Raw genomic sequence first — 14,289 nt, 5'->3', positions numbered from 1 at the left:
TGTGGCGTACGACGGAGTGGCCCCGGCCTCAGCCGAGGTGCGGCTCGAGGCGCAGCAGCGCGATCTGGCGCAGCTGCTCGAGCGTCTCGGCGCGCTCGGTCACGTCGTCGTTGCCCAGCCGACGCTCGAGCTCGGCGAGGATCTCGGGCCCGCTGCGGCCGGCGGCGCGGATCAGGAAGACCCGGCCGAAGCGCTCCTCGTAGGCCCGGTTGCCGGCCAGCAGCCGCGCGGCCAGGTCGGCGTCGTCGCGGTCCACGCCGGACTGCTCGCGAGCGGAGTGGGCGGCGTCGTGCCGGGCGGCCTGCGCCCGCTCGCCGATCCGCGGGTGACGGTCCAGCGCCCGCTCGAGCTCGGCGTCGTCGAGCGAGGACGCCGCCGCGGACGCGGCCGCGCGGACCCGGTCGGCGTCGCCGTACGGACGACCGGCCAGCACCTGCTCGACGAACCGCTCCACGTCGAGGCACTCGGCCAGCACGGCGCGCACCTCGGGCTCGGCGAGGTCGTCGAAGGCGTACGCGCTCATGCCGGCTCCGCGTCGCGCAGGCGCTGGCTGATCACGGCCGACACACCGTCACCGCGCATGGTGACGCCGTAGAGCGCGTCACCGACCTCCATCGTGCGCTTCTGGTGGGTGATCACGAGGAGCTGGGAGTTCTCGCGGAGCTCCTCGTAGATCTCCAGCAGTCGGCCCAGGTTGGTGTCGTCGAGCGCCGCCTCGACCTCGTCGAGGATGTAGAACGGCGACGGACGCGCCTTGAAGAGCGCGACCAGGAAGGCCACCGCGACGAGGGACCGCTCGCCACCGGAGAGCAGCGAGAGCCGCTTGACCTTCTTGCCGGCCGGCCGGGCCTCGACCTCGATGCCGGTGTTGAGCATGTCGCCGGGGTCGGTGAGGACGAGGCGGCCCTCGCCGCCGGGGAAGAGCCGGGCGAAGGTCGAGTCGAAGGCCTTCTCCACGTCGGCGTAGGCCTCGGTGAAGACCTGCTCCACGCGGGAGTCGACCTCGCGGACGATGTCGAGCAGGTCCTTGCGGGTGCGCTTGAGGTCCTCGAGCTGCTCGGTGAGGAACTTGTGCCGCTCCTCCATCGCGGAGAACTCCTCCAGCGCGAGGGGGTTGACCCGGCCCAGCATCGAGAGGGCGCGTTCGGCGGTGCGCAGCCGCTTGACCTGCTCCTCGCGCACGAACGCGGCCGGCTCGGGCGGCTCCTCGCCCTCGGGGACCTCACCGCTGAAGGGGATCAGCGTGGTCGGGCCGTAGTCGGCGACGAGCCCGTCGGCATCGAGCCCGAGCTCCTCGAGGGCACGCTCCTCGAGCTGCTGGATGCGCATCTTCTGCTGGGTGCGCGCCATCTCGTCGCGGTGCACCGAGCTGACCAGCTCGTCGTGCTCCCGGCCGAGGTCGCGCAGGCGGGTGCGGACGGCCATGAGCTGCTGCTCGCTGCCCTGCCGGGACTCCTCGACGGCGGCGCGCTCGTCGGCGGCCTCCATGACCGAGCGCTCGAGCTCGTGCAGCACGAGGCGTACGGCCACCGACACCGCCTGCGCGGCCCGGCCCTCACGGATCAGTCGTTCGCGGCGCTCGGCGGCGCGCGCCCGGGACTCGCGCTCGGCCTGTGCCGCGCGCAGCAGCGAGTCGGCGCGACCGTGCAGCGCGCGGGCGCGCTCCTCGGCGGTGCGCAGGGCGAGCCGTGCGTCCATCTCGCCCTGGCGGGCCTCGCGTGCGGCCTCGGCGAGGCGCTCGCGCTCGGAGGTGTCGGGCTCCTCGTCGGTGACGTCCTCGGCCGCGGCGAGGCGGGCCTGGAGGTCCGCGAGCCCGGCGAGGTCGGCCTCGCGGGCCTCGCGGGCGGTGACGATGGCCCGCTCCAGGCGGTCGGCCTCCCCCTTGGCCGCGCGCGCCTGCGAGCCGTACTGGCCGAGCTCCTCGGCGACTGCGGCCAGCGTCGCGTCCGACTCGTGGAGGCGAGCCAGCGCGACGTCGACACGCTTGAGGGCGTCGTGGCGCGCGGCCTCGAGCCGGGAGATCTCGAAGCCGAGCCGCTCGGTGGTCGCGGTCGCGGCGGCCAGGCGCTCGGTGGCCTCGTCGACGGCGGCCTGGACCTCGATGAGACTGGGCTGGCTGGAGGAGCCCCCGGCGGCGAAGTGGGTGCCGAGCATGTCGCCGTCGCGGGTCACCGCGACGACGTCGGGCAGGTCGGCGACCAGGCGGCGTGCGGCCGCGAGGTCGTCGACGACGGCGACCCGCTCCAGCAGGCGCGCGAGCGCAGGGCGTACGTCGGCGGGCGCGGACACCACGTCGACGGCGTACGCCGCCCCGTCCGGCAACGCGGGCCAGTCGCGGTCCGCAGCAGGTGCACCGCCGAGCAGGAGCCCGGCGCGTCCGAGGTCGTCGTGCTTGAGGTGGGTGATCGCGTCGACCGCGGCCTGCGAGCCTGTGACCACCACGGCGTCCGCGGCACTGCCGAGCGCGGCAGCGACGGCCGTCTCGTAGCCGTGCTCGACGTCGAGCAGCGCTGCGACGGAGCCGAGCAGCCCGTCGACGGAGTCGGTGGCCGCGAGCAGCGCCCCGGCGCCGTCCTTGCGGTTGAGGCCGATCTCGAGGGCATCGCGACGGGCGGTGAGGCCGGCCCGCTCACGGTCGGCCTGCTGGGCGTCCTCGCGGGCGCGGGCCAGCTGCTCGTCGACCTCGTCGAGCACGGCGACGGCGTCCTCGTGCTCGGAGTCGAGGCCCTCCTCGCCGGCGTCGAGGCCGGCGACGCGGGTCTCGAGGGCGGTGAAGTCGCGCTGGGCGCGCTCGGCCCGGGCCGCGGCCTCCTCGCGGGCCTCGGTCAGGCGCTGGATCTCCGCGTCGGCCGCCTCGGCGCGCGAGGTGAGGGCGTTGACCTGGCCGGCGAGCCGGGCCAGGCCCTCGCGGCGGTCGGCGGCGGCACGCAGCAGCCCGGAGATGCGCTTGTCCTCCTCGGCGGCCGCCTCCTCGGCGGTGCGCTTGGCCACGACCGCGGCCTCGAGGGCGGTGCGGTGCTGCGCGACCTGCTCGGCGATCTCGGCCTCCTGGCGTCGCACGCGCTCGGCCTGCGCCTCGAGGTCGTCGGGGTCGCGACCGGAGTCGACGGTGTCGCCCTCCGCGGCACCGGCGGCGTTGCGGATCCGCTCGTCGGCCAGCGAGGCGGTGCCGCGCAGGCGCTCCTTGAGCCCCGAGAGGGCGAACCAGGTCTCCTGCGCCGCGGCCAGCCGCGGCAGGTCGTCTCGCAGCGTCGCCTCGAGGGCCGCCTCGCGCTCGCGGCCCTGGGCGATCGCGGCCTCGACCTCCTCGCGCCGCTCCAGCAGCACCGACTCGTCGGCCAGCTCGGACTCCAGCGCGGTGCGCGCAGTGACGAGGTCGTCGGCGAGCAGGCGGGCGCGGGCGTCGCGGACGTCGGCCTGCACGGTCTGCGCCTGGCGCGCGACCTCGGCCTGGCGCCCGAGCGGCTTGAGCTGGCGGCGGATCTCCGACAGCAGGTCGGCCAGGCGGGTCAGGTTGCCGTCGGTGGCGTCGAGCTTGCGGAGCGCCTTCTCCTTGCGCTTGCGGTGCTTGAGGACGCCGGCGGCCTCCTCGATGAAGCCGCGGCGGTCCTCGGGGGTGGCGTGCAGGATCGAGTCGAGCTGGCCCTGTCCGACGATCACGTGCATCTCCCGGCCGATGCCGGAGTCGCTGAGCAGCTCCTGGACGTCGAGCAGCCGGCACCCGCTGCCGTTGATGGCGTACTCAGAGCCGCCGTTGCGGAACATCGTGCGACTGATCGTGACCTCGGCGTAGTCGATCGGCAGCGCGCCGTCGGAGTTGTCGATGGTCAGCTGCACCTCGGCGCGGCCGAGCGGCGGACGGCCGGACGTGCCGGCGAAGATGACGTCCTCCATCTTGCCGCCGCGCAGGCTCTTGGCGCCCTGCTCGCCCATCACCCAGGCGAGGGCGTCGACGACGTTGGACTTGCCCGAGCCGTTGGGCCCGACGATGCACGTGATGCCCGGTTCGAGCTGCATGGTCGTCGAGGAGGCGAAGGACTTGAACCCCTTGAGGGTCAGGCTCTTCAGGTACAAACGCGTGCTCCTCACCGGGTCATGGCCAGGCCCTCGCGACGGGCCACTGAAAACTGGGGAAGCTCAGCGCGGCTCACCCTACGACACCCGCCGCCGCCGGAACCGTTGCGCGCGACGCGTGCCACGGCCCATGCTGAGCAGATGCGCCGCACGCTCGCCCGCACGCTCGCTGTCGTGGTCTCCGTGGGTGCGCTCGTCGCCCCCTCTCCCGTCGCGGCCGGTGCCGCACCGGAGGACCCGCTCACCCGGACGCACCTGCTCACCAGCGACGACTACGTGAGCGTCTACCCCGACATGCGCGACCCCTCCCGGTCGGTCCTCCGCTCGCCGCTCTTCGCGCCGCGTGCGTGCGACGACCGGGCGGTCGTGGTGCGCGGCAGCAGCCGGATCCAGGGCAGCGTCTCGCCGGGCGTACGCCGCCGGTCGGTCGCGCTGATCGACCAGAACCTGGTGCGCTTCGATTCCCGCCGGGAGGCGCGCGCACTCGTCCGCCGCTACCGCCTCTTCAGCAAGGAGTGCGTGGGCGACGTACGCACCGACGACGGGGAGGGCGGCCGGGTCCTGCTCAAGAACCGGGCCTGGTTCCCGCCGCGTGTCGGCGACCAGTCCGCCGGGATGCTGGTCGGCTGGTTCTCGGGCGGCTCGGTCGACTGGCGGCGGGTGCTGGCCGTGCGCGTCGGGCGGACGGTGTCGGTGCTCGACGTCGACTTCACCGACGACCGGCCGCCGAAGGCCGGGGTCGTGACGCTGGGCGAGCTGGCCGCCGACCGGCTGCGCTGAGCGAGCGCGCCGACAGGCGTGCCGGGGGGGCTCAGGTGCGCGGGTAGAGGCGCCGGTAGACCAGGTAGAGGATGGGCCCGAGGACCAGGACCGGGATGAGCCCGGTGGGCCCCTGTGAGGAGAGCCCGGTGAGGAGGGACGGTGCCATGAAGAAGCACACGATCCAGAACACCATCCGCGGGTTCACTCCCCGCGGGGCCGGCGCGGCCGGCGGGACGTAGCCGAGGGGGGCCGGCGGCACGGGTGGAGCGGGCACCGCGGGGACGGTCAGACCTCGCAACACCGCGTCGAGGTCGCCGTGGGTGCGTGCGGCCAGTGCCTGCGAGGTGCGCTCGTCGAGCTCGGCGGAGGTGATCCGGCCCTCGCTGAACGCGGAGGCCAGCCGCCGACAGACCTGGTCGCGCTCGGTGTCCGAGGCGAGGAGCGCGTCGCGGGCGGCGTCGGCCTCGCCCTGCGAGCGCAGCCAGTGGCGGTAGGCCTCGTCGCCCGCCCCGGGCGCGCCGTACGGCATGGTCATGGCCCAAGGCTAGTCCCGCGCCCGACCCCCGCGTGGCGACTTCGCCGACTCGGTGGCACGACCGACGAGGACTGCCCGAACCCCTCAGCGACCGAGGGCGTCCTCGAGAGCGGCGAGCACGAGGAGCACTGCGTCGGGTCGGGCGTTGTGGCCCATCAGCCCGATGCGCCACACGCTGGTGGCGTACGCCCCGGCGCCGGCACCGATCTCGATGCCGTGGCGATCGAGCAGCTCGCGGCGCACCGCGGCGGAGTCGACGCCCTCGGGGACCCGGACGGTCGTCAGGTCGGGCAGCCGGTGGCCCTCGGCGGCGAAGAGCTCGAGCCCCATCTCCTCCAGGCCCGACTGGAGTGCGTCGCCCGCGGCCTGGTGCCGCGCCCACACGGCCTCCAGCCCCTCGCCGAGGATGCGGGTGAGCCCGGCATGCAGGCTGGCAACCATCGCCGTGGGTGCGGTGTGGTGGTAGGTCCGCTGGGCCTTTCCGCCCTCCTTCAGCCCGGCCTCGCCGACGTAGCCGCCGAGCATGCCGAGGTCGAGGTACCACGACCGCGGCGTCTCGACCCGACGCTCGAAGGCGCGGTCGTTGATCGTGAAGGGCGCCAGGCCCGGCGCCACGCCGAGACACTTCTGGGTGCCGGCGTAGCCGATGTCGACGCCCCAGTCGTCGGCGCGCAGCTCGATACCGCCGATGGAGGTCACCGCGTCGGTGAGCAGCAGCGCGTCGCCCTTGCCGGCACCGAGCGCGGCGATGTCGGACCGGACACCCGTCGACGTCTCGGCGTGCACAGCGGCGATGATCGCCGGCGACGGGTGGGCGGCCAGCACCCGGTCGACGTCGACCGGCTGGCCCCACTCGTGCTCGACCGCCACCACCTCGGCGCCGCAGCGCGCCGCGACGTCGGTCATCCGCTGCCCGAAGAGACCGTTGACCGCCACCACCACCACGTCGCCCGGGTGGACGGTGTTGACGAACGCCGCCTCCATGCCGGCCGACCCGGTCGCGCTGAGCGGGAGGGTGCGCGCGTTGGAGGTGCCCCACGCCTCGCGCAGCATCTCGCAGGTCTCGTCCATGATCCGCAGGAACTCGGGGTCGAGGTGGCCGAGCAGCGGGTCGGCCAGGGCGCGGGTGGCCTCGGGGTAGGGGTTGGACGGACCGGGACCGAAGAGGTGGCGCTCGCGGATCATGGGGTCGACGGTAACCAATGCCCGGATGTCACAGCACCGCTCCGGGGTTGAGGATGCCGTCGGGGTCGAGGGCGTCCTTGATGCGGCGCGAGAGGGCCATCACGTCCTGGCCGAGCTGGTCGGGCAGGGCCGCCTTCTTCGTGCGCCCCACGCCGTGCTCACCGGTGATGGTGCCGCCGAGCCGGATGGCGGCCCGGAGGATGTCGTCGAAGGCGGCGCGGGCCCGCCGCTCGGAGTCGGGGTCGGTGGCGTCGTAGACGATGATGGGGTGGGTGTTGCCGTCGCCGGCGTGGGCGACGGTGGGGATCTCGAGGTCGTGGGTCGCAGCGATCGCCGCGACGGCGGCGAGGAGCTCGGGGAGCAGCGGCACGGCTGCGCCCACGTCCTCCAGCAGGAGGCTGCCGCGCGCCTCGACGGCCGGGAACGCCATGCGCCGCGCCTCGACGAACATCTCCCCCTCGGCCGGGTCGTCGGTGACCACGACCTCCGTCGCACCTGCGGCGACGCACGCCGCCTCCACGGCCGCGATCTCGGCGACCCGCGCGTCGCCCGGCGCGTCGGACTGCACGATCAGGAGCGCCCCTGCGGTCCGGTCGAGGCCGCGCGGCGAGAAGTCCTCGACCGCGTTGATGGTGGCCCTGTCCATCAGCTCCATCATCGAGGGACGGAGCGTGCGGCGTACGGCGACCACGGCCTCGGCCGCCGCCACCACCGAGGCGAAGGACGCGACCAGCGTCGCGGGTGGCAGCGGCAGCGGCACCAGGCGCAGGATCGCTCGCGTGACGATGCCGAGCGTGCCCTCCGATCCCACGAACAGCTTGAGCAGCGAGAGGCCGGCGACGTCCTTGATCCGCTTGCCGCCGAGCGTGACGAGCGTGCCGTCGGCGAGGACGACGTCGAGGCCCAGGACGTAGTCGGTGGTGACGCCGTACTTCACGCAGCACAGCCCACCGGCGTTGGTGGCGACGTTGCCGCCGATCGAGCAGATCTCGTACGACGACGGGTCCGGCGGGTACCAGAGGCCGTGCTCCCGCGAGGCGGCCTTCACCTCCGCGTTGAAGGCACCCGGCTCGACGACGGCGACCTGGCAGTCGGGGTCGATCTCGATGGCCCGCATCCGCTCGAGGCTGAGCACGACTCCGCCGTCCACGGCGCTGGCGCCTCCCGAGAGGCCGGACCCGGCTCCACGCGGCACGACCGGTACGCCGTGCCTGGCCGCCCACCGCAGCGCGACCTGCACCTGCTCGGCGTCCTCCGCCCGCACCACGGCCACCGGCGTGCCGGCGCCTGCGTCCTTCGACCAGTCGAACCGGTAGTTCGCCACGGTGGCAGGGTCGGTCGCGACGACTCCGTCGGGCAGGGACTCCACGAGCTCGGCGACGACATCCATCGGCCCATCGTGGCACGCCCGCCGGAGGCCGGGCGCTGTGACGACCTAGGGTCGTCAGCCATGAGAGCAGCACGCCGAGCCCGCATCGTGGGGGACATCGACCTCCGTCGAGGCCGCTGCCTCGAGATCGGCCCACTGGCCAACCCGGTCGTCGACCCGGACGTCGCCGACGTCCGCTACGTCGACGTCGTCGACCGAGCGGGACTCCTCGCCCACTACGACGGCAACCCGGCGGTCGATCCCGAGGCGATCCCCGAGCCGCACTTCTGGCTCACCCGGCCCGACGGCACCGTGTCGACGCTCGCGGAGGCGGTCGCGGCCGACGCGCCCTACCAGCACGTCGTGGCCAGCCACGTCATCGAGCACGTGCCCGACATGGTCGGCTGGCTGCGCGACGTCGCGCAGGTGCTCACCGGGGACGGCGCACTGGTGCTGGCGGTCCCCGACCGCCGCTACTGCTTCGACGTGCACCGCACCCCCGCGACGGTGGGGCAGGTGCTCCAGGCGCACCTCGACGGCGACCGGACGCCGTCGGTGCGAGCGGTCCTCGACCACTTCATGAAGGCCGTCGACTACTCGGCCGAGCAGGCGTGGGCCGGCGAGCAGCCCCCCACGCAGGGCTCGCACCCGATCGACGACGTCCGGCGCCACGTCGCACGACAGCAGGCCGGCGACTACGTCGACTGCCACGTCTGGCCGCTGACGCCACGCGGCTTCGCCGACCTCATGGACGACCTCCTCGCCCTCGGCGAGGTGGACTTCGCCGTCGAGCGCCTCACCGCGACACGGGTGGGCGAGCAGGAGTTCTACGCGACCCTGCGGCGACTCGACCGCACTCGCGAGCCGTCGGTGGCGATCGAGGAAGCGCGCGTCGCGCTGGCCCGCATGCGGTCCGACCTCCCCGACGAGTCGCCGGCGCCCCGTGACGGCGACGGTGGGCTCGTGCCGGGTCACGTGGTCGCTGACCTCGAGCAGCAGCTGGCCGAGACGCGCGAGCGGCTCACCAGGGTGCGCGCTGCCCGCGACCGGGCACGACGGCAGCGCGACCGGGGTCGTGCCGAGGCGGTCACGGTCGGTTCCACCGGCGACCCCGGAGTGGTGGCGCGGCTGGGACGACGCCTCGGGCGCGGCCGAGGTCGCTGACCTCGTGCCGACGCCGCTGCTCCGATCAGGCGGCGGAGGTCGACTCGTCGGCGTGCGCGATGCTCGAGAGCCGCGACCAGACCAGAGCGAGGGTGATCCCCGAGCCGACGAAGGCGAACCAGAAGGGCGCGGCCAGTCCCCACTGCTCGGCGATGAGACCGCCGATGCCCTGCCCGATGACCATCCCGCCGAAGACGAAGATGAGGTAGACCGAGCCCACGCGGCCCTGGAACTCGGACGGCACCGCCCGCTGGCGCACGACCTGGGAGACGTTGAACCACACGAAGGCGTAGGCACCGAAGCCGAACATGATGAGCAGCGCCAGCCACGGCACCGTGGTCAGGGCGAGCGCGAGGTGCATCAGCACCTCGAGGAGCAGACAGGTCTTCATCAGGACCGCGAGGTCGAAGCGGCGCTCGAGCCAGCCGTAGCAGGCCGTGCCGACGATCCCGCCGAGCGCGGACGCGGTGGTCAGCAGGCCGAACCCCACCTCACCCATCCCGACCCGGTCCAGCGACCAGAGCACGAGGATCGACCAGGCGGCACCCCAGGTGATGTTGAAGGTCAGGATCACGATCGCCAGGGTCCGGATCGCCGCGTGGCTCCAGAGCCAGCGGATGCCCTCGACGATGTCCTGCCGCACGTGGGTGTCGACCGACGCCGGCACCTGCTCGCGCGTGGAGCCGATGCGCGCCACCAGCACCACGCCCAGCACGACGCACACGAGCTGGGTGACGAAGGGCCACGCCATCCCGGCGGCGAAGAGGAAGGCCCCCACAGGCGGACCCACCAGCTGGTTGGCGGTCAGGAAGCCGGCCTGCATGCGCGAGTTGGCGATGCCGAGGTCGGACTTCTCGACGAACATCGGCGTGAGGGTGCTCGAGGTCGAGTCGGCGAACACCTCGGCCATGCCCAGCGCGAAGACGGCGACCAGCACCACGCCGATCGAGACGTGCCCGGTGGCGATCGAGCCGCACAGCAGGGCCAGCACGACGCTGCGGACCGCGTTGGCCACCACCACGACCGTACGCCGGTCGAGCCGGTCGGCCAGCGCTCCGGCGTACAGCCCGACGAGCAACCACGGCAGGCCGCGCAGCAGCCCCGCCAGCGCCACCAGCCGCGCGTCGTCGGTCTGCGAGGCGACGAGCAGCGGGCCTGCCGCCATGGCGATGCCGTCGCCGATGTTGGTCGTCCACGACGACACGAGAAGCCAGCGGAAACGGGGTCCCAGGCGTGACGGGATGATCGTCTCGCCGAGCCTGCTCACAAGCGCGGGAGCCTACGGCGCCCCACGGGGCGCGCGCACGCGGGTTTCTCAGACCGGCTGGAGGTCCTCGGCCGCCAGGCGGTCGTCACGCACGGCAGCGGCGAGGCGGTCGTTGTCGGCCTGGAGGCGCAGCACCAGCGACTCGAGGTCCTCGACGCGCCGGCGCAGGCGCCGGTTCTCCACCGCGAGGACCGAGGTGGTCCGCGCATCACTGTTCACATGGCCCAACAGCGCCTTCGCCATGGGGAGCCTTTCCACGACCGGGGTTCGACGGCCGCGACATCCGGCCGTCTACCAGAGTCCCACCCCTGCCGCGGCGGGTCAACGCTGCGGGCAGCCCGTCAGCGACGGCGCGGGGGTCGCTGGCAGCGGGGGCAGAAGTAGGACGAGCGGTTCATGAACGCCACCCGACGGATCGGGGTCCCGCAGCGCCGGCACGGCTCGCCCTCCTGGCCGTAGGCGTCGAGCGAGCGGTCGAAGTAGCCCGACTCCCCGTTGACGTTGACGTAGAGCGCGTCGAAGGACGTGCCGCCCTGGGCGAGCGCCTCCCCCATCACGTCGCGGACGTGGCCGAGCAGCTCGCGCAGCACCGGCCCGGTGAGCCGGTCCCCCGGCCGCTCACCGTGCAGCCGCGCGCGCCACAGCGCCTCGTCGGCGTAGATGTTGCCGACCCCGGAGATGAGCCCCTGGTCGAGGAGCAGCCGCTTGATCGCGGACGTACGCCACCGCGCGCGGCGCACGAACTCGGCGTCGTCGAAGTCGGGGTCGATCGGGTCGCGGGCGATGTGCACGATCTCGGTCGGCAGCTCGGCGCCGCCGGTGGAGACGGCGAGGCCGCCGAACATGCGCTGGTCGACGAAGCGCATCTCCAGCGCTCGTGCCTCGGCGGTGGAGAGAGCGAACCGCACCCGCAGGTGCCGCTCGTCGGGAGCGCCGGGCTCGTGCAGCAGCATCTGACCGCTCATGCCGAGGTGGCCGAGGAGCGCGTCGCCGTTGTCGAGCGCGATCCAGAAGTACTTGCCGCGGCGCCGCACGGCCTCGATGCGGCGACCCACGAGGGCGGCGACGAAGCCGGTGGAGCCGCGGTGGTCACGGCGTACGGGCCGCGGGTGCAGCACCTCGACGGCCTCGACCGTCGCGCCGACGACGTGGCGCTCGAGACCGGCGCGGACGACCTCGACCTCGGGGAGCTCGGGCACGTCTCAGGCGTCGGCGGTGGTGGCGTCCACGGGGACCACCGGGCGGGCGGCCTCGATCTCGCGGTACGCCGTCTCGGCGGCGCCCTGCTCGGCCTCCTTCTTGGAGCGGCCGGTGCCGTTGCCGAGGACCTGCTCGCCGACGCGGACGCGCGCGACGAAGGTCTTCATGTGGTCGGGGCCGTCGTCCTCGATGAGGTATTCCGGGACACCGAGGCCGAGGTCGGCCGAGAGCTCCTGCAGGGAGGTCTTCCAGTCGAGGCCGGCGCCCATGGACGCGGCAGCCTCCATCACCGGATCGAAGAGCCGGTGGACGACCTTGGCCGCCTCGTCGATGCCGCCGCTGAGGTGGATCGCCCCGATGACCGCCTCGACGGTGTCGGAGAGGATCGAGGCCTTGTCGCGACCGCCGGTGGTCTCCTCGCCGCGACCCAGCATGATGTGCTGGCCGAGGCCGATCTCGCGGGCGACGTCGGCGAGCGCGCGGGCGTTGACGACCGCCGCGCGCAGCTTGGCCAGCCGGCCCTCGGAGAAGTCCGGGTGGGCGCGGTAGAGCGTCTCGGTGACCACGATCCCGAGCACGGAGTCCCCGAGGAACTCCAGACGCTCGTTGGTCGGGATCTGCCCGTTCTCGTAGGCGAACGAGCGGTGCGTCAGGGCACGCTGCAGCAGCTCGGGATCCAGGACCGGATCACCGAGCGCTGCGCGGAGCTCGTCGGTGGTCAGAGGACCTGGCGACGGTCGGCCTTGGCGCCGTACTGGCCGCACTGGCCGCACGCACGGTGCGGGAGGTGCTTGGCACCGCAGGCGGGGTTGGCGCAGGTCGCGAGGGCAGGCGCGACGGCCTTCCACTGCGAACGGCGGTGACGCGTGTTGCTGCGCGACATCTTCCGCTTCGGAACAGCCATGGTGTGTCTCCTACTTACGTCGGCTTGCTTGGCCTTGCGTCTCCGGCCGGGGATTCCCGGTGGAGTCAGTCCTGGTCGTGCTGGGTGTCCTGCTCGGTGTCCTGCTGGAGGTCCTGCAGTCCCGCCCAGCGCGGGTCGATCGGTGCGTCGTGCGAGTGGTCCGGGTCGTCCGCGAGCCGCGCACCACACTCGGTGCACAGTCCGGGGCAGTCCTCGGAGCACAGCGGCTGGAACGGCAGTGCGAGCACCACCGCGTCCCGCAGCAGGGGCTCGAGGTCGACCAGGTCGTCCTCGAGCCGGCTGGTCTCGTCGTCGAGGTCACGGTCGTCGTGCTCCGCGGCCTTGTCGTGCTGGTCGGGGTAGACGTAGAGCTCCTGCAGCCGCGCGTGGATCTCGTCCTCGATCGGCTCCAGGCACCGTACGCACTCCCCCGCGAGCGTGGCCGTGGCCGTGCCCGTGAGCAGCACGCCCTCCATGACCGCCTCCAGGCGCAGGTCGAGGTCGACCGGCGATCCTTCGGGGACAGAGAGGACTTCGATGCCAAGTTCTGCCGGTGCCGGAACTGTCAGCTCGACTTCACGCTGGGACCCCGGACGGCGGCCGAGCTCGCGGGTGTCGAGCACGAGCGGCGCCTTCGGGTCCAGGCTGGTCAAGACGAACTCCCACTACTGGACACAGACACAACCGGAGAATCGTATCCGTCACGGTGTGGCGGGGCAAAACGGGTGCGGGACGGGGCGTTCATCCCCGGCGCTCGGCCAGCCGGCGCACCAGCTGCTCGCGGACCGGCTCGGGCACCAGACCGCGTACGTCGCCACCCAGCGCCGCGACCTCCTTGATCAGGCTGGAGGACACGAACGCGTTGCCGACCGCACCGGGGAGGAAGACGGTCTCCACGTCGGTGAGGTGGGAGTTCATCTGGGCCATCGGGAGCTCGTACTCGTAGTCGACGGCACCGCGCAGGCCCTTGACGATCGCGACGGCGTCGCTCTCGCGGCAGAAGTCGACGATCAGGCCGTCGAAGCCGGCCACCCGGACGTTGGCGATCGAGGAGGTGGCCTCCTCGAGCATCGCGATGCGCTCCTCGGGGGTGAAGAGCCGGTTCTTGCTCATGTTGACGCCGATCGCGACCACGACCTCGTCGAAGAGCCGGGCGGCCCGCCCGATGATGTCGAGGTGGCCGTTGGTCACCGGGTCGAACGACCCGGGGCAGACAGCGCGACGCACAGGCGTCCTTCCCGTCGTGGAGCGGTCCCGGTCAGGGCGCCGGGGTGGCGTGACCGTACCAAAGCGCGGTCTCGCCGTAGCGCTTCGTGCGGTCCTCCTCGATGCCGTCGGGCCACGTGACCTGGCTGCGCTTGGCGGCCCGCTCGACGATCACGAGGGCGCCGGGCACGAGCCACCCGTGGTCGACGAGCGCGGTGAGGTCGGCGGTCACGTCGGTGTCGGGCATGGGGTAGGGCGGGTCGGAGAAGACCACGTCGTAGGGGGCCGCAGGCGGGGAGGCGAGCACGGTGGCGACCGTGCCGGCGATCACCCGGGCCCGGGAGAAGCCGAGCGTGGCGGCGTTGCGGGTGATGAGGGCGGCCGTACGCCGGTCCTGCTCGACCATCGTCACCACGCCCGCGCCGCGCGACCACGCCTCGAGGCCGACGGCTCCGGAGCCGGCGTAGAGGTCGAGGAAGCGCAGCCCGTCGAGGGAGCCGGTGCGCGACTCGACGGCCGAGAAGAGCGCCTCACGCACCCGGTCGCTCGTGGGTCGCGTCGTCTGGCCGCGGGGCGTCTCCAGACGCCGACCCCCGGCCGATCCCCCGATGATGCGAGTCATC

The 14,289-nt window shown here is 73.2% G+C and carries 15 protein-coding genes; 2 read left to right on the top strand and 13 right to left on the bottom strand.

All coding sequences use genetic code 11. From position 1 onward, the window contains the following. Positions 1-28: 28 nt before the first annotated feature. Complete coding sequence (gene uraD / locus IRX98_RS10970) at positions 29-523, bottom strand: 2-oxo-4-hydroxy-4-carboxy-5-ureidoimidazoline decarboxylase (protein ID WP_224276647.1); 495 nt, start codon at positions 521-523, stop codon at positions 29-31. Further along, complete coding sequence (gene smc, locus IRX98_RS10965; RefSeq protein ID WP_224276646.1) at positions 520-4,074, bottom strand: chromosome segregation protein SMC; 3,555 nt, start codon at positions 4,072-4,074, stop codon at positions 520-522. The genes uraD and smc overlap by 4 nt, the downstream gene beginning before the upstream one ends. A 141-nt stretch (positions 4,075-4,215) precedes the next feature. Between smc and IRX98_RS10960 the strand changes: the two genes are divergently transcribed. Further along, positions 4,216-4,854, top strand: coding sequence for a hypothetical protein (locus tag IRX98_RS10960; RefSeq protein ID WP_224276645.1), 639 nt, complete (start codon positions 4,216-4,218; stop codon positions 4,852-4,854). A gap of 31 nt (positions 4,855-4,885) precedes the next feature. Here the strand turns inward: IRX98_RS10960 and IRX98_RS10955 are convergent, their stop codons facing one another. The 3 genes from IRX98_RS10955 to IRX98_RS10945 form a co-directional block, all read right to left on the bottom strand. Beyond that, positions 4,886-5,371, bottom strand: a complete 486-nt coding sequence (locus IRX98_RS10955) for a DUF1707 SHOCT-like domain-containing protein (protein WP_224276644.1) — start codon at positions 5,369-5,371, stop codon at positions 4,886-4,888. Between the two features lie 84 nt (positions 5,372-5,455). Next, positions 5,456-6,556, bottom strand: coding sequence for a pyridoxal-phosphate-dependent aminotransferase family protein (locus IRX98_RS10950; RefSeq protein WP_224276643.1), 1,101 nt, complete (start codon positions 6,554-6,556; stop codon positions 5,456-5,458). A gap of 28 nt (positions 6,557-6,584) precedes the next feature. Further along, entirely contained in the window at positions 6,585-7,946 is a 1,362-nt protein-coding gene (locus tag IRX98_RS10945) for an FAD-binding oxidoreductase (RefSeq protein ID WP_224276642.1), read from the bottom strand. A 60-nt stretch (positions 7,947-8,006) separates the two neighbouring features. Here IRX98_RS10945 and IRX98_RS10940 point away from each other — a divergent pair, with 60 nt between their 5' ends. After that, complete coding sequence (locus IRX98_RS10940; protein ID WP_224276641.1) at positions 8,007-9,089, top strand: class I SAM-dependent methyltransferase; 1,083 nt, start codon at positions 8,007-8,009, stop codon at positions 9,087-9,089. A 25-nt stretch (positions 9,090-9,114) separates the two neighbouring features. Here the strand turns inward: IRX98_RS10940 and IRX98_RS10935 are convergent, their stop codons facing one another. From IRX98_RS10935 to rsmD, 8 genes are all read right to left on the bottom strand, one after another. After that, complete coding sequence (locus IRX98_RS10935) at positions 9,115-10,356, bottom strand: MFS transporter (RefSeq protein WP_224276640.1); 1,242 nt, start codon at positions 10,354-10,356, stop codon at positions 9,115-9,117. 48 nt (positions 10,357-10,404) lie between these two features. Then, complete coding sequence (locus tag IRX98_RS10930; RefSeq protein WP_207082022.1) at positions 10,405-10,599, bottom strand: hypothetical protein; 195 nt, start codon at positions 10,597-10,599, stop codon at positions 10,405-10,407. 98 nt (positions 10,600-10,697) lie between these two features. After that, entirely contained in the window at positions 10,698-11,555 is an 858-nt protein-coding gene (gene mutM / locus IRX98_RS10925; protein WP_224276638.1) for a bifunctional DNA-formamidopyrimidine glycosylase/DNA-(apurinic or apyrimidinic site) lyase, read from the bottom strand. 3 nt (positions 11,556-11,558) lie between these two features. Next, positions 11,559-12,320, bottom strand: coding sequence for a ribonuclease III (gene rnc / locus IRX98_RS10920; RefSeq protein ID WP_308044723.1), 762 nt, complete (start codon positions 12,318-12,320; stop codon positions 11,559-11,561). Next, positions 12,275-12,460, bottom strand: a complete 186-nt coding sequence (gene rpmF / locus IRX98_RS10915; RefSeq protein ID WP_207082025.1) for a 50S ribosomal protein L32 — start codon at positions 12,458-12,460, stop codon at positions 12,275-12,277. The genes rnc and rpmF overlap by 46 nt, the downstream gene beginning before the upstream one ends. Before the next feature lie 65 nt (positions 12,461-12,525). Next, complete coding sequence (locus IRX98_RS10910) at positions 12,526-13,113, bottom strand: YceD family protein (protein ID WP_224276636.1); 588 nt, start codon at positions 13,111-13,113, stop codon at positions 12,526-12,528. An 88-nt stretch (positions 13,114-13,201) separates the two neighbouring features. Next, positions 13,202-13,687, bottom strand: coding sequence for a pantetheine-phosphate adenylyltransferase (gene coaD, locus IRX98_RS10905; protein WP_224276634.1), 486 nt, complete (start codon positions 13,685-13,687; stop codon positions 13,202-13,204). Positions 13,688-13,718: 31 nt separating this feature from the next. Beyond that, entirely contained in the window at positions 13,719-14,288 is a 570-nt protein-coding gene (rsmD, locus tag IRX98_RS10900) for a 16S rRNA (guanine(966)-N(2))-methyltransferase RsmD (RefSeq protein ID WP_224276632.1), read from the bottom strand. Position 14,289: the final 1 nt, after the last annotated feature.

The sequence above is a fragment of the Nocardioides lacusdianchii genome (genome assembly GCF_020102855.1).
GTDB lineage: Bacteria > Actinomycetota > Actinomycetes > Propionibacteriales > Nocardioidaceae > Nocardioides > Nocardioides lacusdianchii.
The sequence above is the reverse complement of the archived record's forward strand: the minus strand, read 5'-3'. Positions and strand labels throughout refer to the sequence as shown.